Below are 18676 nucleotides of genomic sequence, written 5' to 3' on the forward strand. Positions count from 1 at the left end.
GCATTCAGCGTGCTGTCTTCCTGGCTGGACGGTTTTGCTCGTCGCTGTCTCCCCGGGCCAGAAGCCAATCCACGAAGGCGGCCAGGTCATCGAAGACCATCGCGCCGTCGAGCCCTTCCCCCTTTTCCTCCGTCCGGCGCCCCTTGCCGGTTCGGACCAGTACCGGCCGGCAACCCAATGGCTCGCCGGCCTGCAGGTCGCGCAGGCTATCGCCGACCATCCAGCTGCCGCTAAGATCCTCCATCGATAATGCCTCCCGGACTTCTTCCAGCAGGCCAGGCAAGGGTTTGCGGCACCCACAGCCGTCATCCGGCCCATGAGGACAGTGGGCGATATGGGCAATCTCCCCGCCGGCCTCGCGAACCAGTTCGCGGAGCCGGTCATGGATGGCCTCTAGCATCTCCACGTCATAGTAGCCGCGGGCAATGCCGGACTGGTTGGTAGCGACGGCCACCGTCCATCCGGCACGGCTGAGCCTGGCGATGGCCTCGATGGCGGCAGGGTAGGGGATCCATTCCTCCAGGGACTTCACGTACTCGTCGGAGTCCTGGTTGATGACGCCATCGCGGTCGAGGATCACGAGCCGGTCGGCTGCGGGCATGGTGGCAGTTTCCTAGGGTGGATTGTCTTTGCAGCAGGAGTGTTTCACGTGGAACATCGTCTGCCAAGAGGCCAAGAGGCCAAGAGGCCAAGAGGCCAAGAGGCCAAGAGGCCAAGAGGCCAAGAGGGCAGAGCATCGTCTGCTTGAGCCAGCCCCTAGCTCCGTCTTGGGTGTTTCACGTGAAACAGCGCCATCCGGCCATGAAAAAGGCCGGCGATTGCTCGCCGGCCTCGGTGTCACCTGGAGCTCTTGTTACTGCTGGAGCAGGGCGATATCCGCCACCTCCAGGAAGAGGGCCTGGAGGCCGGCGAGCAGGGCCAGGCGGTTGCGGCGCACGGCAGGCTCCTCGGCCATGACCATGACCTGGTCGAAGAAGGTGTCCACCGGCTCCCGCAGGCCAGCCAGGGAGTCCAGTGCCTCGCTGTAGCGAGCCTCGGCGAAGAGTGGCATCACCGCCTGACGATGCGACGCCAGGGCGTCGTAGAGGGCCTTCTCGGCGGTCTCCTGGAGCAGGCCGGCTTCGACCTCGGTGGTGCCGTCGTGCTGCTGCTTGGTGAGGATGTTGGAGACCCGCTTGTTGGCGGCGGCCAGGGCCGCGGCCTCCTCGCGGCGAGAGAAGCCCTGGACGGCGCGCAGGCGACGCGCGAAGTCGAGGGGCTGGGTCACCGGACGGGCACGCACGGCGAGGTAGACCTCGGTATCGATACCCTCGTCGCGTGCCCAGGCGCGGAAGCGGTCGAGCATGTAGGTGAGCACTTCGTCCACTAGCCCCTCGGCGTAGGGCAGTTCCTGGTGCTGCGCCGCGGCAAGCTCCAGCAACTCCCGCAGGTCGAGGGCCAGCTTGCCCTTGACCAGGATGTTGATCACGCCGATGGCGGCGCGACGCAGGGCGAAGGGGTCCTTGGTACCGCTGGGGCGCTGGCCGATACCGAAGATGCCGGTCAGGGTATCAAGACGATCGGCCAGCGCCAGGGCCAGGCCGGTGCGGGTCCGGGGGATCGCATCGCTGGCGAAGCGGGGCAGGTACTGCTCTTCGAGGGCCTGGGCCACCTCGGTGGCCTCCCCGTCGTTGACCGCATAGTAGTGGCCCATGATGCCCTGGAGCTCAGGAAATTCGAGGACCATCTCGGTGACCAGATCGCACTTTCCGAGCTCCGCAGCGCGTCGTGCCTTGGCTACGTCACCGTCGATGCGACCGGCGATGAAGGCCGCAACGGCGGCGCTGCGATGCGCCTTGTCGGCCAGAGTGCCGAGCCGCTTCTGGAAGACCACGCCGGCCAGCTCCGGGGCCCGGTCCGCCAGCGGGCGGCGGCGATCGGTGTCGTAGAAGAAGGCGGCATCGGCCAGGCGCGGACGGATCACCTTCTCGTTGCCCTGAATGACCTGCTCCGGCTGGTGGCTGTCGATGTTGGCGATGGTGATGAACAGTGGCTTGAGGCAACCCTCGTGGTCGAGCAGGTGGAAGTATTTCTGGTTGGCCTTCATGGATGAGATCAGGCATTCGGCGGGCACCTCGAGGAAGCGCTCGTCGAAGCTGCCGGTCAGCGCCACGGGCCACTCCACCAGGCCGCTGACCTCGACGAGAAGTGCCTCGTCGATCACGGCCGTGGCGTCCTGGACCTCGGCCTCGGCCAGCACCTGTTCGCGGATGCGCTCGCGGCGCTTGTCGCGGTCGGCCAGCACCCAGGCGTGTTCCAGGGCGCCGAGGTAGTCCTCGGCGTGGGCCAGCTCGATGGGCGCCGGCGCGTGAAAGCGGTGGCCGCGGGTGGTGCGTCCTGCCTGCAGGCCCAGGGCGCTCGCCTTGACGACCTCGCTACCGTAGAGCATGACCAGCCAGTGGACGGGGCGGGAGAACTCCACCCGGGAGGCCCCCCAGCGCATGTTCTTGGGCACCGGCAGGGCGCCGATGGCCTTCTCGACGATGGCGGGGAGCAGGGCCGTGGTGGTCTCGCCCTGTTGCTGCTCGCGGTAACCGAGCCAGGTGCCCTTGTCGGTCTCCAGATGGATCAGTGCCTCGACACCGACGCCGCAGGAGCGGGCGAAGCCCTCGGCGGCTCGTGTCGGCTGGCCCTCCTTGAAGGCGGCAGCCAGGGCCGGGCCACGACGCTCGACCTCGCGGTCGGGTTGCTTGTCGGCCAGTTCGCGCACCTGGACGGCCAGGCGTCGCGGGCCGCCATGGGCGAGGACCTCGCCGAAGTCGATGTCGGCCTCGACGAGACCCCGGCGGATGCCCTCGGCAAGGGCGTCGGAAAGCTCATCGATGGCGGCCGGTGGCAGCTCCTCGACGCCCAGTTCGACCAGTAGGGTATTGGCAGCCATCAAACGTCTCCCTGTTCGGCAAGCAGTTCGCGGCGCAAGGCCTCGGGGGCCAGCGGGAAGCCGGCGGCCTTGCGCGAGTCAAAGTAGGCCTGGGCCACGTCACGGGCCATGGTGCGCACGCGCAGGATGTAGCGCTGGCGTTCGGTCACCGAGATGGCGTGACGGGCATCCAGCAGGTTGAAGGTGTGCGATGCCTTGAGCACCTGTTCGTAGGCGGGCAGCGGCAGGCTGGCATCCAGCAGCTTGGTGCACTCGCGCTCCTGGTGGTCGAAGGAGGCGAAGAGGAAGTCGACGTCAGCGTGCTCGAAGTTGTAGGCCGACTGCTCGCGCTCGTTCTGCAGGTAGACGTCGCCGTAGGTGACGCGGCTGCCATCCGGTGCCACCGCCCATACCAGGTCGTAGACGCTGTCGACATCCTGCAGGTACATGGCGATCCGCTCCAGGCCGTAGGTGAGCTCGCCGGTGACCGGGTAGCACTCCAGGCCGCCGGCCTGCTGGAAGTAGGTGAACTGGGTCACCTCCATGCCGTTGAGCCACACCTCCCAGCCCAGGCCCCAGGCACCGAGGGTGGGGGACTCCCAGTTGTCCTCGACGAAGCGGATGTCATGGACCAGCGGGTCGAGCCCCAGGTGCTTGAGAGACCCCAGGTAGAGTTCCTGCAGGTCGGAGGGGGAGGGCTTCATGACGACCTGGAACTGGTAGTAATGCTGCAGGCGGTTGGGATTCTCGCCGTAGCGGCCATCGGTGGGGCGGCGGGAAGGCTGCACGTAGGCCGCGTTCCAGGTCTCGGGGCCGATGGAGCGCAGGAAGGTGGCGGTGTGGAAGGTGCCGGCGCCCACCTCCATGTCCAGGGGCTGGAGGATCACGCAGCCCTGCTCGGCCCAGTACTGCTGCAGGGCGAGGATCAGGCCCTGGAAGGTTGTCACGTCTGGCGTCGACGGGGGTGTCGAGAGAGTCATTGGGAGCACCGTTGGCCATGAATTCACGAGCCGTCAAGTATACAATCACCGGAAGATCGGTTATAGGCGCAGGCCCGGAGACGAGAGGATTCCCATGATCGTAGTAACAGGCGGGGCCGGCTTCATCGGCTCGAATCTGGTCAAGGCACTCAATGCCCGCGGCCGCGACGATGTGCTGGTGGTCGATGACCTCAGCGATGGTACCAAGTTCGTGAACCTCGCCGACTGCACCCTCGGCGACTATCTGGACAAGGATGACTTCCTCACCCGGGTGAAGGCGGCGCTGAATGGCGAGGAGTCGCACCTGCCGCCCATCGAGGCCATCTTCCACGAAGGCGCCTGCTCGGATACCACCGAGTGGGACGGTCGCTTCATGCTCGAGAACAACTTCGAGTACTCCAAGGTGCTGCTGCACTTCTGCCAGCGCGAGGGCATACCCTTCCTCTACGCCTCCTCGGCGGCCACCTACGGGGGCAGCGAGGTGTTCTTCGAGGCCCCGGAGCACGAGAAGCCGCTCAACGTCTACGGCTACTCCAAGCTGCTGTTCGACCAGTACGTGCGTGCCCGCCACGACGACTTCACCAGCCAGGTGGTGGGCTTCCGCTACTTCAATGTCTACGGCCCTCGGGAACAGCACAAGGGCAAGATGGCCAGCGTCGCCTACCATCACCATACCCAGATCAGCGCCGGCCAGAACGTGAAGCTGTTCGGTGCCTGGGAGGGCTATGAGGCCGGCATGCAGAGCCGCGACTTCGTCTATGTGGGCGACGTGGTGGACGTCAACCTCTGGTTCCTGGACCACCCCGAGGCCTCCGGCATCTTCAACCTGGGCACCGGCCGCGCCGAGCCCTTCAAGGCCATCGGCGAGACCGTGGTCGACTACTATGGCCGCGGCAGGATCGAGTACATCGACTTCCCCGAGGAACTCAAGGGTCGCTACCAGAGCTATACGCGCGCCGACATCAGCCGCCTGCGCGAGGCCGGCTACGATGGCGAGTTCCGTACCGTGGCCCAGGGGGTGCGCGAGTACCTGGAGTGGCTGAATGGCTGAGGCCCTGCAGGTGCCGGCCCCTCGAGAGCCTCGCATCCTGGTGGTCGGGCCTTCCTGGGTCGGCGACATGGTCATGGCGCAGAGCCTCTTCAAGACCCTGAAGGCGAGGCAGCCGGGCAGCCGGATCACCGTGGTGGCCCCCGCCTGGTCGCGGCCGATCCTCGAGCGGATGGACGAGGTCGACGAGGTGGCCAGCCTCGAGGTGGGGCATGGCCAGTTCGGCCTGGCCACCCGGCGGCATCTCGCCCGCTCCCTGCAGGGGCGCTTCGACCATGCCATCGTGCTGCCGCGCTCCTGGAAGTCGGCGCTGGTGCCCTTCCTGGCGCGTATCCCGCGGCGGACCGGCTTCACCGGCGAGCAGCGGCTGTGGCTGCTCAATGACCGCAGGCGGCTCGACAAGGCGGTACTGGACCAGACCGTCAAGCGCTTCGTGGCCCTGGGGCTTCCCGTGGAGGAGGCCGACCGGGGCGACTTTCTGATACCCCGGCCCCGGCTGCGCCTGGACACCGAGAACCTGGTCGAGCGCCGTGTCGAACTGGGGCTCTCGTCGCGCCCGGCCATCGGCATGATGCCGGGGGCCGAATATGGTCCCGCCAAGCAGTGGCCGCTCGCCTATTTCCGGGAGCTGGCGAGATCGCTGGTGGTGGAGGGGTTCGAGGTCCGCGTGCTGGGAGGTCCCAAGGACGTGGAGGCCGGCGAGGTGATCGCCGATGCGCTTCCCCACACCCACAACCTGTGCGGCAGGACGCGGCTGGCGGATGCCGTCGACCTGCTCGGTGACTGCCAGCAGGTGGTGACCAACGACTCCGGGCTGATGCACGTGGCGGCCGCGGTAGGGGCCCGGGTACAGGCCATCTACGGCTCCTCATCGCCGGCCTATACGCCACCCTTGACCGAGAATGCCGAGGTGCACTATCTCGGCCTCGACTGCTCGCCCTGTTACCAGCGCACCTGCCCGCTGGGCCATACCAACTGCCTGAAGCAGCTCATGCCCGAGCGAATCCTGCAGGCGATGCTGGCGAGCTAGGGCAACTCCTCGGGTGCCTCCGGCGCCTGGTCCTCGGGGGTCTCGACGACCTGTTCGACGACCGGCTCCGGGGGCGGCGGTGGGCCCTGCGGCGGCGCCAGGCCTTCCCACAGGCGCTCCTGGAGGGCCGTCTCCTCCCTCAGGCGGGCATTGAAGGTATCCAGCCCGTGTTCCTCGACCAGGGTCGGCTCGGCGGAGAGCAGCGACACCCCCAGCCCCGCGCGATGCCAGTCGATGACGAAGCCCATGGCCTCGAGCATCGTGGGCAGGAGATCCATGGTCGAAGCCTCGACCTCGAGCCGGCGCGGCTCGAGCTGTTCCCCCAGCAGCATGAAGGTATTGTCCCGCTCCCCGGCGACCAGCTGTTCCCAGGCGGAGACGCGCATGGTCAGGTGGTCGCTGGCGACCACCACCAAGGTGTTCTCCAGCAGGCCTTCATCCTCGAGCCGCTCGACCAGCCGACGGGCCAGCCAGGCCGAGCACTCCACCGAATAGAGGATGTCCACGCCGTCGAACTCGCCCTGGCGCTCCCGGCAGTCGCGCGCCGGGTAGCCATGGGGGGCATGGCCGGTGATGCTCAGGTTGACCAGTCCCCAGGGGCCGTCCTGGCGTTCCAGCCGGCGGATTTCCTCGACGGTGAGCTCGTAGAGCGTATCGTCGTACAGCCCCCAGCTATTCACATAATCGGGCTTCTCGAGCCGTGGTTCCAGCTCCTCCCGCCCCAGGACCCTGTCGAAGCCGTGGTCCCGGTAGAAGACCCCCTTGCCGGCGAAACGGGTGCTGGCCCCGCCCATGTAGGAGAGGGCGTAGCCCTTGTCGGCGAGCAGGTCGCCCAGGCAGTCGACGCCCGGCACCACCTTGCCGAGGGGTTCGAACTGGCTGTCATGCAGCAGGCCGGCTGGCATCAGTGGCGTGCCGCACTGGCTGGCGATCATGCCGGCCATGGTCCAGCCGGTGTTGTCGACCTGGCGGACCCCCTCGAAGACCACGGCCTTCTCGCCCAGGGCCTCCAGGTGGGCATAGGCCTCCCCGAAGCGCTCCCGGTCGGTGTAGGTGCGCTCGAGGCTCTCCAGGTAGAGCAGCAGCAGGTTGGGCGGGTCGCGAGGGGCGTCGAGGATGACCGGCTCGACATACTGACGGTCCAGCCAGGCGCCATCGTCGGTGACGATGGCTACGCCGCGTTGACCGATGCCATAGAGCATGGGGTTGCCTGCCAGCAGGGCCAGGGCCAGCAGGCGTTCCGTCAGCCGCCAGCGATGGTCGACCCGCACCAGCCAGGTGAAGGAGGCCAGCAGCAGGACCATGCTCAGGGTGTAGAGGATGGCGGCAATGATGCGCTCACTGCCGCCATGCTCTTCCATGCCGGCCTGGAGGTGGAAGAATACCGCCCCGAGATCGACCTTGCCGAAGCTGTTGGCCAGGAAGACGTAGAGCCCCCAGAGGGCGATCGGGAACAGCGACCAGGGCCAGACCCTGCGCACGGGCCGGGAAGTCCGTGGCGCGCCCCAGCGCCAGCAGCGGGCCAGCAACAGCCATCCGCCGGTGATTGGCACCATGCTCCAAAGCGGAATGCGGGGCAGCGCGGCTACGGCAAACCCCAGCCACAAACCGATGACGAGCAGGGCCCACCAGCGGGGATGGCGGAGGTGGGTGAGGGTATTGGGAGGCTTCATGACCTGACCGGCGTTTGGCTATTCGACCAGCTTACCAACTCATGTTGATTGATAGGAGGGCAACCATCATGACTTGTCTGTATGGCCTTCCTCTTCATACAGTTCGTTGAGCTTCGCGTATTTCATGTAAGCATGAAATGCCGTGGTCATGGCAACGGTTAAGCCATCGGCGCCCTGGAAGATACCACCTTTCATTATTAGTTTGCGAAAGGCTGCGCTTGCGGCGTGTAGAGCCGGCCGTGAGACGGAGGGGCTGAGGCCACGATCTTTCATGGCCCAGGCATCCCGGGTGGATAGCTGGTTTATGCGTTGAATCCAGTGGGTGAGGTTTTCATAAGTGAAGTGACGGATATGGGCATCCGTATGTTTCACTTTTGGAGTCTGAACCGCGGAGTGAGCCTTCTTGGGAAGGTAACCTGAGGTCTTGCGGTTATAAAGTCTGACGACCTTGTCAGGGTAGAAACCGGCTGCCTTGATCCAGTGTTTGCCGCAGAAGTTGCGGCGGTTGAAACTGTATGCCACCGAAGCATCATCTAGAGACAAGCCGTGAATAGCCGTGATTGCATCATCTTCGAGTCGTTCATCGGCATCCAGGGCGAGGATCCAGTCGTTGCGCGCCCGGGGCACGGCGAAGGCCTTCTGAGGGCCGTCGCCGAGGTAGGGCTGATGGATGACGGCGGCCCCCTTGCGCTCGGCGATCGCCACGGTGTCGTCGCGGCTGCCCGAGTCCACGATGATGATCTCGTCACAGACGGGCGTCAGCGAGGCGATGCAGTCGGTAATGTTCTCCGCCTCATCGAGGGTAATGATGATTCCGGTGATCGGCGTCATTGGCTCGTCTCGCGGGTCGGGAAGTAGCGAAGGTGGTCGGCGATGTGGTTCGCTGCCGCCTTCAGGTCGATGCTGTCCATGTCGCGCTCACCGGCCCCGGGTGGCGGGCAGAAGGCCAGCCGGTGGGCCTCGGCATTGCAGGTCTGCCAGCGCAGCGGGGTGGCCGAGCGACGGGACGGATAGAAGCCCACGGTGGGGCGGTCCAGGCAGCCGGCGATGTGCAGGGGGCCGGTGGAGCCGGCGATGAACAGGTCGGCGGCCGACAGGCTGAGGGCGAAGTCATCGAGCCCGCGGCGGGGCGGCAGCAGGCCTGCCGTGACTCCTTCGCCGACCAGGCGCTCGCGGAGTCTGTCGGCCGCGGCCTCCTCGCCCGGGCCGGCGGTGAGCACCCAGGCCGGGGCGGGGCGACTCGCCTCAGCCAGTCGCGCTTCCACGCCCTGTACCAGGGTCGCATAGCGCTCGAGGGTGAGGTTCACGGCCGAGCCGCCGCTGCCGGGATGCAGGAAGAGCCAGGGTCGCGAGCCGTCCAGCCCCAGCTCATCGGCAATACGCTCCCGCTGCGCCGCGCGAGTCCCCTCGGGAAGTGGCCAGTAGGGCGGCTCGGGGCGTGCCGGCACAGCGAGCCCGAGTTCCGCCAGCAGGGTCTCGGCCAGCTCCATGTTGTAGAGGTACTCCGGCTTCTCGGAGCGCGACCTGCGCTGGGTGACTCGGCGGTTGTAGAATAGCTGCGCCCACTTGGTGGCCGGGGCGAGGCGCAGGGGAATGCCGGCCCGCCAGCCCAGCCAGCCGATGCGCGGGGTGGAGAAGAGCGTCAGCAGGGCGTCGAATCGCGCCTCGCGCAGGCGCTGCAGCAGCGTCCGGCGCCCCGCTCGGCCGCCGGCGTCACCGGGGTCGATCAGCACCTCGTCGATCCAGGGGCACTGCCTGGCCAGCGGCGCGGTGTAGGCGGGAACCAGCACGCTGACATGGGGCGCTGCATCGACGGCCTTGAGGCAGGCCAGGGCCGGCCAGGCGAGCATGAAGTCCCCGAGCTTGTCGTTGCGAACCACCAGCAGGTGAGGGCGGTCGCCGTCACCGCCGGCAGGGCGAAGTGTCATCATCCGGGCTCCCGAGCCCCGCAACCGCAATGAAGGAGACCTTCGTGTCCCGAAAGGTCATGCATATCTGCCTCTCGAACGGCTGGGGCGGACTGGAAATGTATCCGTCGCGCATTATACCCGAGCTGAGGCGACAGGGGTGGGAGGCCCATGGCCTGGTGCTGGCCGGTTCCCGGGTGGCGGCCAGCATCGAGGAGTCGGGCGTCACGCCCTTGACGGTGCCCTCCCGGGGCCGGGCCCTCCTGGCGGCGCCCAGAATCCTGCGTTATCTGAAGCACCATGATATCCGCATGGTGCATTGTCACAAGTCCAGCGATCTGCGCCTGGCAGCCCTGCTGGTGACCCTGCGTCCCTCGCTGCGACTCTTCTTCACCGACCACATGGGGGTCACGCGTCCCAAGAAGGATCCCTACCACCGCTGGGCCTACGGCAAGGTAACGCGCCTCTTTTCCATCAGCGAGACGACGCGGCAACGCAACCTGGCGGCCTTCCCGTTGCCGCCTGGGCGCATCCGCCGGCTCTACCTGGGCATCGACCCGGCACCCTATGTGCCGCACCTCACCGAGACCGAGCGACAGGCGCTGCGCGACGCGCTCGGTATCCCGCCGGGGGCGGTGGCGATAGGCCTGGCAGGCCGGCTGACGCCGGGCAAGGGTCAGGGCATCTGGATCGAGGCGCTGGGCGGGCTCTCCGAGCGCTATCCGGCGCTGGCCTGGCACGGGGTGCTCATCGGCGGGCTGACCGCCGCAGAGGGCAGCAGCGAGGCCTTCGTGGCCGAGCTGCGCGACCGCGTAGCCGAGCTCGGCGTGGGCGAGCGGCTGACCTTCGCCGGCTTCCGGGCGGACCTGCCGAGGCTGTTCGAGGCCCTGGACATCGTCTGCGTGCCGTCGCGCAACGAGGCCTTCGGCCTGACGGTGATCGAGGCGATGGCCGCCGGCAAGGCCGTGGTCGGTGCCGACAGCGGGGCCATTCCCGAGCTCATCGACGGCGCGACGGGTCGCCTTGCCGCCCCCGATGATCCCCTGGCCTGGCGTGACGCCATGGGGGAGCTGGCCGGGGACGCCGCGCTGAGGCATCGCCTGGGGGAGGGGGCTCGAGAGAAAGTGAATGCTCACTTCACCCTGGCGACCCACGTGCAGGGCCTGGTGGAGGCTTATGCCGACGCCTTGGCGGATGTGCCATAGGCTTCGCGGATGGACGCCATGGCTCCGGGGGCACCGAACTTCACCAGCGAGCGTTCGAGACGCGCCAGGTTGCCCGCCTGCCAGGTGCCCTTGGGGCGCAGCCGGCAGCGGTCGAGGTCGATCAGCCATACCTTGCCCTGCGGGTCGACCAACAGGTTGCGGGCGTTGAGGTCGACGTGATCGAGGCCGGCATCATGGAAGCGCCGGATGGTGGTGCCGACGCGCGCCAGCAACGTGGTGTCGGCATCGCCCCGCTGCAGGAGGTCTGCCAGGGCGCGGGCGCCGGGGATGCGCTCGGTGATCAGGGCGGCGTCGTAGGTGAGGCCATGGCGGGTCACCCGAGCGGCGACCGGCCGAGGGACGGGCAGGCCGCGCGCATGCAGGTCGGCAGTCAGGCGACACTCGCGAAAGGCGCGAGTCCGCTCCAGGCCGGTCCACAGGTAGCGGTCGTCGCTGAACCGGGCGATGAGGCCGCCGCGACGATAGGGCCTGAGCACCCACTGGGCTCCCGCCGCGAAGGGGCTGGCATCCAGGAAGAGGCTGGCCCCGCGCCCCGGGGCCTCGCCGATGACCCAGCCGGCGTCGCGCCAGTAGGCGGGATCGAAGCCGCGTGGGGGGATGGGCGGCGCCGTTTGTGACGCCCGGTCGGCGTCACATAAACTGTCCGCATCATATAGAATGAAAATCTTTCCCGCTCGATACGTTGCCAACCGCATGAAGCATCCTCTGCCCGCCCGACCCCAGCATATCTGTGTACTGCGGCTCTCCGCCCTGGGCGATGTCTGTAACCTGGTGCCGACGGTGCGCGCCCTGCAGCGCCAGTGGCCCGAGGCGAGGCTCACCTGGATCATCGGCAAGGGCGAGCACAGTCTACTGGCGGGCCTCTCCGGGGTCGAGTTCGTCGTCTATGACAAGGCGACGGGGCTCGCCGGCATGCGCGCCCTGTGGCGCGAGCTGGCCGATACCCGCTTCGACGTGCTGCTGCACATGCAGCAGGCGCTGCGGGCCAGCGTGCTCTCCCTGGGGCTCAAGGTTGGTGTACGGGTGGGCTATGACAAGGCCCGTGCCAAGGATGCCCAGCACTGGTTCACCCAGCGCCACCTGGCGCCGCATCCCCGAGCCCATGTGCTGGAGTCCTTTCTGGACTTCGCCCGCTTGCTGGGCGTCGAGGACCTCTCGCTGGCCTGGGACCTGCCGGTACCCGAGGCTGCTGTCGAGGAGGCCTCAGACATCACCGGCGAGACACCCTATGTGATGATCAATCCCTGCAGCAGCATACGTCTGCGCAATTTTCGCAACTGGTCCGCCGAGGGCTATGCGGCGGTGATCGAGCATGCCTGGCGCCAGCAGGGCTTGAAGACGGTGCTCACCGGTGGTGGCAGCACCCAGGAGCGCCAGCTCGGAGAGCGCATCCAGGCCCTCTGTCCCCCGGAGGTAGTGACTGATGCTATTGGCCAGACTTCGCTCAAGGGCCTGCTGGCATTGATTCGCAGCGCTCGGTTGGTGATCGCTCCCGACACGGGGCCCGTGCACATGGCCAATGCCCTCGGAACCCCCGTCGTCGGGCTTTATGCTACATCGAATGTGGATAGGACGGGGCCCTACCTATGGCGGGAATTTGCTGTGAATCGCTACGCGGAGGCCGTTCGCACCTTCCTGCACAAGGAGCCTGCGGAACTCCCCTGGGGCCAGCGGGTCCGTCACCCCGACGCCATGTCGCTGATTCGTGCCGAGGACGTGATCGACCGCCTCGAGGCAGTGCTGGCCCAATCCGAGACCCCACAGGACACGGAGTCCCCCGATGAAGCTTGACCTGACCGCCCTGGAGCGCTCCCGCCTGCTGGTGGTGGGCGATGTCATGCTCGACCGCTACTGGCATGGCGGCACCTCGCGCATCTCCCCGGAGGCACCGGTGCCGGTGGTGCGGGTCGACGAGGCCGAGGACCGCCCGGGGGGTGCCGCCAACGTGGCTCTCAACATCGCCTCCCTGGGCGCCCATGCCGCCCTGGCCGGCCTGGTGGGCGACGACGACAATGCCGATCGGCTGGCCTCCCGGCTGGAGGATGCCGGAGTGAGCACTCACTTCGACCGTAGCCCCGGCATTCCCACCATCACCAAGCTGCGGGTGATGAGCCGCAACCAGCAGCTGATCCGCCTGGACTTCGAGGAGGGCCTCGGCGACGTCGACACCTCCGGGCTGCTGGCACGGGTCGAGGCGGCCCTGCCCGACTGCGACCTGGTGATCCTCTCCGACTACGGCAAGGGGACCCTCAACCGGGTCGAGGCGCTGATCCGGCTGGTCAAGGCCACCGGCAAGCGGGTGCTGGTGGATCCCAAGGGCAGCGACTTTCGCCGCTACCGCGGAGCCAGCGTGATCACCCCCAACCTGGGCGAGTTCGAGGCCGTGGTGGGACACTGCCGGGACGACGGCGAGCTCGCCACCAGGGGCGAGGCGCTGCGCGCCGAGCTGGAACTCGAGGCGCTGCTGATCACCCGCAGCGAGAAAGGGATGACGCTGATTCGTGAGGGGCACGAGCCACTGAACCTGCCCACCCGGGCCCGCGAGGTCTTCGACGTCACCGGGGCGGGCGACACCGTGATCGGCGTGCTGGGCCTGGCGCTGGCGGCCGGGCACGGCTTCGCCGAGGCGATGACCCTGGCCAACCTGGCCGCCGGCCTGGTGGTGGCCAAGCCCGGCACCGCAACCCTGTCCATTGCCGAGCTCTATACCGCCCTGCATGGCGACAAGCTGGCCGAGTTCGGGGTGATCGAGGAGCCGGCGCTGATCGAGGCGGTGCGTGCCGCCCAGGCTCGCGGCGAGCGGGTGGTGATGACCAACGGCTGCTTCGACATCCTGCATGCCGGCCACGTCGCCTACCTGGAGCAGGCGCGCCGGCTCGGTGACCGGCTGGTGGTAGCGATCAACGACGATGCCTCCATCGGCCGCCTCAAGGGTCCCAAGCGGCCCATCAATCCCCTGGCGCGGCGCATGCAGGTGCTGGCCGGCCTGGGCGCCGTCGATTGGGTGGTGCCCTTTGGCGAGGACACCCCCCAGCGGCTGATCGAGGCGGTGCTGCCAGACGTGCTGGTCAAGGGCGGTGACTATCGCCCCGAGGAGATCGCCGGCGGTGCGGCCGTCCGCGAGGCGGGTGGCGAGGTCAGGGTACTGGGCTTCGAGGATGGCGTCTCCACCACGGCAATGATCTCCACCATCCTCGATCGCGAGACCTGATGTCGGCGCCACGCCCCTGGGTCCGTCGGGGCTATGCGGCGGCCCTCTACCTCCTCGCGCCGCTGATCTGGCGACGCGTCTGGCGCGAGCAGCTGCCCGGACGGGCGCGTCGCGAGCGGCTGGGCCTGATCCCGCCCGCCGGCGAGGGCGAGCGCACCCTCTGGCTGCACTGCGCCTCGGTGGGCGAGGTGCAGGCCGCCCGGCCCTTGATCGAGGCGCTCGGGCAGCGCTGGCCCGGTCACCGCCTGGTCGTCACCACCATGACCGCCACCGGGGCGGAACGGGTGCTGGCGCTGGCAGGGAATCGCCAGGCTTCAGGGGCCGGAGCCGAAGTGAGCCATCACTTCGTGCCGCTGGACTTCCCCGGGGCGGCCCGTCGCTTCGTCGCCCGCTTACGCCCCGAGCTTGCCATCTTCTTCGAGACCGAACTCTGGCCCAACCTGCTGGCCGCCTGCGACCGGGCCGACGTGCCGGTGGCGATGGTCAATGGCCGCCTCTCGTCCCGTGCTTTCCGGGGTTATCGCCGCCTGCGCCCCCTGATGGAGGAGGCCCTGAGCCATGTGGCCTGGCTGGCGGCCAAGTCCGAGGCCGATGCCCGGCGCTTCATTGAGCTGGGCATGGCGCCGGCACGCACCACGGTGGTGGGCTCGCTGAAGTTCGATATCGGCAACGGCGACGAGGCTCGGGAGGTGAGTGAGCGCTTGCGCACTCGGCTGGGCAGTCGGCCGGTCTGGGTGGCCGGCTCTACCCACCCCGGCGAGGACGAGCAGCTGCTGGCCGCCCATGCTCGCCTGCGCGAGCGGCTGCCGGCTGCGTTGCTGGTCCTGGTGCCCCGCCATCCCCGGCGTTTCGACGCCGTCGCCGCGCTGTGCCGCCAGGCGGGCCTGACGCTGGCGCGCCGCTCACGCGACGAGTGGCCCCGGGACGACACGGCGGTCTACCTGGGGGATACCATGGGCGAACTGCTGGCGCTCTATGGCGCGGCCGACCTGGCTTTCGTCGGCGGCAGCCTGGTGCCGATCGGCGGCCATAACCTGCTGGAGCCGGCTGCCGTGGGCACCCCCGTGCTCACCGGGCCGGCGTTGGCCAACTTCGAGGACGTGGCCGAGGCGATGCGCGGGGCCGGCGCCCTGGTGGAAGTCGAGGATGCCGAGACGCTGGCCGCCGAGCTGCTGCGCCTGTTCGGTGACCAGGAGGCGCGACAGCGCCTCGCCGAGGCCGGCCGCGACGTGGTCGCGGCCAATCGGGGCGCCCTGGCGCGCACCCTGGCCGGCCTGGAAAGGCTCATGCGGTCGGAGTGAGTGCTCACTTCGTCATGCGCGTCAGGCGGGCAGCAGGCGCTCCACACCCTGTGCGGTGCCCAGCAGCAGCACATCGGCACCGCGGGCCGCGAACAGGCCGTTGGTGACCACGCCGACGATGGCATTGAGCCGTGCCTCCATGGCCTCCGGGTCGTCGATCATGAACTCGAAGCAGTCGATGATCTGGTTGCCGTTGTCGGTGACCACCCCCTGGCGATAGACCGGATCAGCACCCAGCTTGACCAGCTCCCGGGCCACGTAGGAGCGGGCCATGGGGATCACCTCCACCGGTAGCGGGTAGTGGCCTAGCCGCTCGACCCTCTTGGAGGCGTCGGCGATGCAGATGAAGCGCTCGGCGCAGGCGGCGACGACCTTTTCCCGGGTCAGGGCCGCACCGCCCCCCTTGATCATGTGCAGGTGAGCGTTCACTTCGTCGGCGCCGTCGATGTAGAAGGGCACGCTGCCGGCCTCGTTGAGCTCGAAGACCTCGATGCCGTGGCCGCGAAGGCGCTCGGCGCTGGCCTCGGAGCTGGCCACGGCACCGCGGAAGTCATGGCGCAGGGCCGCCAGCCGGTCGATGAAGCGGTTCGTGGTGGAGCCGGTGCCGATGCCGAGGAGGGTGTCGCCTGCGAGGCGGGGGCGGATCTCTTCGATGGCGGCGGCGGCCACGGCGTCCTTGAGTTCGTCCTGGGTCATGTCGTGCTCGCTGTCGGGTGGATGGCGAATGCCGCGCCATTATAGGCGATGCCGGCGGCGGGTGCTGGACGCCATGGCCGCCGCAATGCTACCAATAAGGGCTCCTCGCGGCACCAGTCACGGTGCCCCTCGCGTCACTTCTGGGATATCAGGATGCTCGAAGCTACCGTCAAGAAGATTCTCCAGGCCCGGGTCTACGAGGCCGCTCGGGAAACTCCCATCTCCCCGGCCCTCTTCCTCTCCCGCCGTTTCAACAATCAGATCCTGATCAAGCGCGAGGACCTTCAGCCGGTCTACTCCTTCAAGATCCGTGGCGCCTACAACAAGATGGCCCAGCTCAGCGAGGCGCAGAAGGCCCAGGGCGTGATTGCCGCCTCGGCGGGCAACCATGCCCAGGGGCTGGCGATGGCGGCCAAGCTGATGGGCGTCAAGGCGGTGATCGTGATGCCCCGCATCACGCCGGAGATCAAGGTCCAGGCAGTGCGGGCGCGGGGCGCCAAGGTGGTGCTCAAGGGCGATGCCTTCGCCGAGGCGGCGGCGCATGCCCAGGAGCTGCTCGCCGAGCACGGCTACACCTATATCCCGCCCTTCGACGATATCGATGTCATCGCCGGCCAGGGCACCATCGCCGTGGAGATCCTGCGCCAGCATGGCGGGCCGATCGACGCCATCTTCGTGCCGGTGGGGGGCGGCGGCCTGATCGCCGGCATGGCCGCCTACATCAAGTACCTGCGGCCCGAGATCAAGGTGATCGGGGTGGAGTCCGAGGACAGCGCCTGCCTCAAGGCGGCGCTGGCCGCCGGAGAGCGCGTGGTGCTGGACCAGGTCGGGGTCTTCGCCGAGGGCGTGGCCGTGGCGCAGGTCGGCGAGGTGCCCTTCTCGATCATTCGTGACCTGATCGACGACGTCATCACCGTCAATACCGACGAGATGTGTGCCGCGGTGAAGGACATCTTCGAGGATACCCGGGCGGTCTCCGAGACCTCCGGGGCGCTCTCGCTGGCGGGCCTCAAGAAGTACATCCAGCAGACCGGGGCCGAGCACCAGACGCTGGTCTGTATCAACTCCGGGGCCAACACCAACTTCGACCGCCTGCAGCACATCGCCGAGCGCACCGAACTGGGCGAGCAGCGCGAGGCGATCCTCGCCGTGACCATCCCCGAGAAGCCTGGCAGCTTCAAGAAGTTCTGTCGCACCATCGGCAAGCGGATGGTCACCGAGTTCAACTACCGCTACGCGGACCCCGAAAAGGCCCACATCTTCGTTGGCGTCCAGGTGAAGCCCGGTGGCGAGGACCGCCAGGCCGTGATCGACAAGCTGCGCGGCGCCGGCTATCCCGTGGAGGACCTCACCGACAACGAACTGGCCAAGCTGCATATCCGCCACCTGGGGGGCGGCCGGCCGAAGGAGCATTTCGACGAGGAGGTCTACCGCTTCGAGTTCCCGGAGCGCCCCGGGGCGCTGATGAACTTCCTCACCCACCTGCCCCACGACTGGAACATCTCGCTGTTCCACTACCGCAACCATGGGGCCGCCTATGGCCGGGTGCTGGTGGGCATGCAGGTGCCCAACGGCGACCGCACCCACGTCGAGGAGTACTTCGACGATATCGGCTATCGCTACTGGAAGGAGAGCGACAACCCGGCCTATCGGCTCTTCATGGCCTGACGACGGGCAATCCTCGATATGCCGAGTGAGCGCTGACTCACCGTGCAGCCTGGCGCTCTCGAGTGTTTAGAAATGTAAAACCCTAAGTGTGGCGGTTGTCATACGCAGGCATCAGGCCCTATAGTTTCGGCGTCACCGCACCCTTGCGGTGACCCGATAACAACATTCACAACGACCCTCGCGGTCCTGTCTCCCACGGAGTCAACAATGAAGCGCAAGCCCGATCTGGTCATGGCCCTGGTGCTGGTCTTCGGCATCGGGGTCGTGGCGACCGGCTATGCCCAGGCGCTGGCGGGCGGTTGACGCCCCCGCAAGCCGGGTGGAGAGCACCACGACCGGAACCGCCTGATGACGACGGCCGATGCAGATGCATCGGCCGTCGTCGTTCGTGCAGGAGGGACCCTCAGGGGCGTATCACCCGGGCATCGCTGACGATGGCGTCTAGCGGCACGTCCCAGGGGGCGGCGGGGAGGCGCTCGACCCGCTGGCAGTCGTGGGCCAGGCCGATCAGGCGCGGGCGTGGCCCCGGGCGGCGGGTGAAGGCCAGGGTGCGGTCATAGAAGCCGCCGCCCATGCCCATGCGCTGACCTCGGTCGTCGAAGCCCACCAGCGGTAGCAGGATCACATCGAGGGCCCAGGCCGGGGTGCGCCGCGCGCGATGCGCCCCGTGGCGGGCCTCGGGCTCTGGAATGCCGAAGCGGTTGGCCACCATGGGCGTTCCCGAATGGTAGTGCACGAACCATAGCTGGTTGCGGGAGAGCGGCTTGAGGACCGGCAAGTGGACGCGGGTGCCGCGGCGCTCGAACCAGGGAATCAGCGGGGTGGGGTCGATCTCGCCGTCATTGGGCAGGTAGAGGGCCACGCGACGGGCACGCTGGATGTCGGGCAGCGCTCGCAGCTGTCGGCAGAGGCGTTCGGTGGCGTCACGGCGGGCCTCGGCGCTCAGTTCGCGTCGACGGAGGCGCAATTCACGTCTTAGCCGGCGACGGGGGTCGTCGGTCAGGGGGGCGGCGGCGGTATCCTGCATGTGGGTCATG

16 protein-coding genes are annotated in these 18676 nt (G+C 67.8%); 7 read left to right on the forward strand and 9 right to left on the reverse strand.

Features of this window, described 5'->3' with window-relative positions:
• Positions 1-4: 4 nt before the first annotated feature.
• The 3 genes from gmhB to glyQ form a co-directional block, all read right to left on the reverse strand.
• Positions 5-601 carry a D-glycero-beta-D-manno-heptose 1,7-bisphosphate 7-phosphatase gene (gene gmhB, locus OP498_RS03805; protein ID WP_280552604.1) on the reverse strand — a complete coding sequence of 199 codons (597 nt, stop codon included), beginning with the start codon at positions 599-601 and terminating at the stop codon, positions 5-7.
• A gap of 252 nt (positions 602-853) precedes the next feature.
• Positions 854-2920, reverse strand: coding sequence for a glycine--tRNA ligase subunit beta (glyS, locus tag OP498_RS03810; RefSeq protein WP_280547196.1), 2067 nt, complete (start codon positions 2918-2920; stop codon positions 854-856).
• Positions 2920-3879: a glycine--tRNA ligase subunit alpha gene (gene glyQ, locus OP498_RS03815; protein WP_280552606.1), complete on the reverse strand. Its 960-nt coding sequence runs from the start codon at positions 3877-3879 to the stop codon at positions 2920-2922. The genes glyS and glyQ overlap by 1 nt, the downstream gene beginning before the upstream one ends.
• Before the next feature lie 94 nt (positions 3880-3973).
• Between glyQ and rfaD the strand changes: the two genes are divergently transcribed.
• Together rfaD and waaF are read left to right on the forward strand one after the other, a co-directional pair.
• The gene (rfaD, locus tag OP498_RS03820) at positions 3974-4930 is read left to right on the forward strand and encodes an ADP-glyceromanno-heptose 6-epimerase (protein ID WP_280547194.1); all 957 of its coding nucleotides are present in this window, start codon (positions 3974-3976) and stop codon (positions 4928-4930) included.
• The gene (gene waaF / locus OP498_RS03825; RefSeq protein ID WP_280552608.1) at positions 4923-5957 is read left to right on the forward strand and encodes a lipopolysaccharide heptosyltransferase II; all 1035 of its coding nucleotides are present in this window, start codon (positions 4923-4925) and stop codon (positions 5955-5957) included. The genes rfaD and waaF overlap by 8 nt, the downstream gene beginning before the upstream one ends.
• Here waaF and OP498_RS03830 read toward each other — a convergent pair.
• The 3 genes from OP498_RS03830 to OP498_RS03840 form a co-directional block, all read right to left on the reverse strand.
• Entirely contained in the window at positions 5954-7630 is a 1677-nt protein-coding gene (locus OP498_RS03830) for a sulfatase-like hydrolase/transferase (RefSeq protein WP_280552610.1), read from the reverse strand. The genes waaF and OP498_RS03830 overlap by 4 nt on opposite strands.
• A gap of 66 nt (positions 7631-7696) precedes the next feature.
• Positions 7697-8461, reverse strand: a complete 765-nt coding sequence (locus OP498_RS03835) for a glycosyltransferase family 2 protein (protein ID WP_280547190.1) — start codon at positions 8459-8461, stop codon at positions 7697-7699.
• Complete coding sequence (locus tag OP498_RS03840; protein WP_280547189.1) at positions 8458-9558, reverse strand: glycosyltransferase family 9 protein; 1101 nt, start codon at positions 9556-9558, stop codon at positions 8458-8460. The genes OP498_RS03835 and OP498_RS03840 overlap by 4 nt, the downstream gene beginning before the upstream one ends.
• 44 nt (positions 9559-9602) lie before the next feature.
• Between OP498_RS03840 and OP498_RS03845 the strand changes: the two genes are divergently transcribed.
• The gene (locus tag OP498_RS03845) at positions 9603-10742 is read left to right on the forward strand and encodes a glycosyltransferase family 4 protein (RefSeq protein ID WP_280547188.1); all 1140 of its coding nucleotides are present in this window, start codon (positions 9603-9605) and stop codon (positions 10740-10742) included.
• On the opposite strand, the gene OP498_RS03850 is transcribed toward OP498_RS03845, so the two are convergent.
• Positions 10712-11458, reverse strand: a complete 747-nt coding sequence (locus tag OP498_RS03850) for a 3-deoxy-D-manno-octulosonic acid kinase (RefSeq protein ID WP_280547187.1) — start codon at positions 11456-11458, stop codon at positions 10712-10714. The genes OP498_RS03845 and OP498_RS03850 overlap by 31 nt on opposite strands.
• On the opposite strand from OP498_RS03850, the gene OP498_RS03855 reads away from it, so the two are divergent.
• Genes OP498_RS03855 through waaA form a run of 3 tightly spaced genes read left to right on the forward strand, consistent with a single transcriptional unit; the run spans position 11457 to position 15275 of the window.
• Positions 11457-12554: a glycosyltransferase family 9 protein gene (locus tag OP498_RS03855; RefSeq protein WP_280547186.1), complete on the forward strand. Its 1098-nt coding sequence runs from the start codon at positions 11457-11459 to the stop codon at positions 12552-12554. The genes OP498_RS03850 and OP498_RS03855 overlap by 2 nt on opposite strands.
• The gene (gene hldE / locus OP498_RS03860) at positions 12544-13974 is read left to right on the forward strand and encodes a bifunctional D-glycero-beta-D-manno-heptose-7-phosphate kinase/D-glycero-beta-D-manno-heptose 1-phosphate adenylyltransferase HldE (RefSeq protein WP_280547185.1); all 1431 of its coding nucleotides are present in this window, start codon (positions 12544-12546) and stop codon (positions 13972-13974) included. The genes OP498_RS03855 and hldE overlap by 11 nt, the downstream gene beginning before the upstream one ends.
• Positions 13974-15275, forward strand: a complete 1302-nt coding sequence (gene waaA, locus OP498_RS03865; RefSeq protein WP_280552612.1) for a lipid IV(A) 3-deoxy-D-manno-octulosonic acid transferase — start codon at positions 13974-13976, stop codon at positions 15273-15275. The genes hldE and waaA overlap by 1 nt, the downstream gene beginning before the upstream one ends.
• A 21-nt stretch (positions 15276-15296) precedes the next feature.
• On the opposite strand, the gene rpiA is transcribed toward waaA, so the two are convergent.
• Positions 15297-15971 carry a ribose-5-phosphate isomerase RpiA gene (gene rpiA / locus OP498_RS03870; RefSeq protein ID WP_280552614.1) on the reverse strand — a complete coding sequence of 225 codons (675 nt, stop codon included), beginning with the start codon at positions 15969-15971 and terminating at the stop codon, positions 15297-15299.
• 153 nt (positions 15972-16124) lie between these two features.
• Here rpiA and ilvA point away from each other — a divergent pair, with 153 nt between their 5' ends.
• Positions 16125-17639, forward strand: a complete 1515-nt coding sequence (gene ilvA, locus OP498_RS03875; protein WP_280552617.1) for a threonine ammonia-lyase, biosynthetic — start codon at positions 16125-16127, stop codon at positions 17637-17639.
• A 403-nt stretch (positions 17640-18042) separates the two neighbouring features.
• Here ilvA and OP498_RS03880 read toward each other — a convergent pair whose 3' ends face one another.
• The gene (locus OP498_RS03880; protein WP_280552619.1) at positions 18043-18675 is read right to left on the reverse strand and encodes a 5-formyltetrahydrofolate cyclo-ligase; all 633 of its coding nucleotides are present in this window, start codon (positions 18673-18675) and stop codon (positions 18043-18045) included.
• Between the last annotated feature and the right edge of the window lies 1 nt (position 18676).

The organism is Halomonas sp. 25-S5, from assembly GCF_029889845.1.
GTDB lineage: Bacteria > Pseudomonadota > Gammaproteobacteria > Pseudomonadales > Halomonadaceae > Halomonas.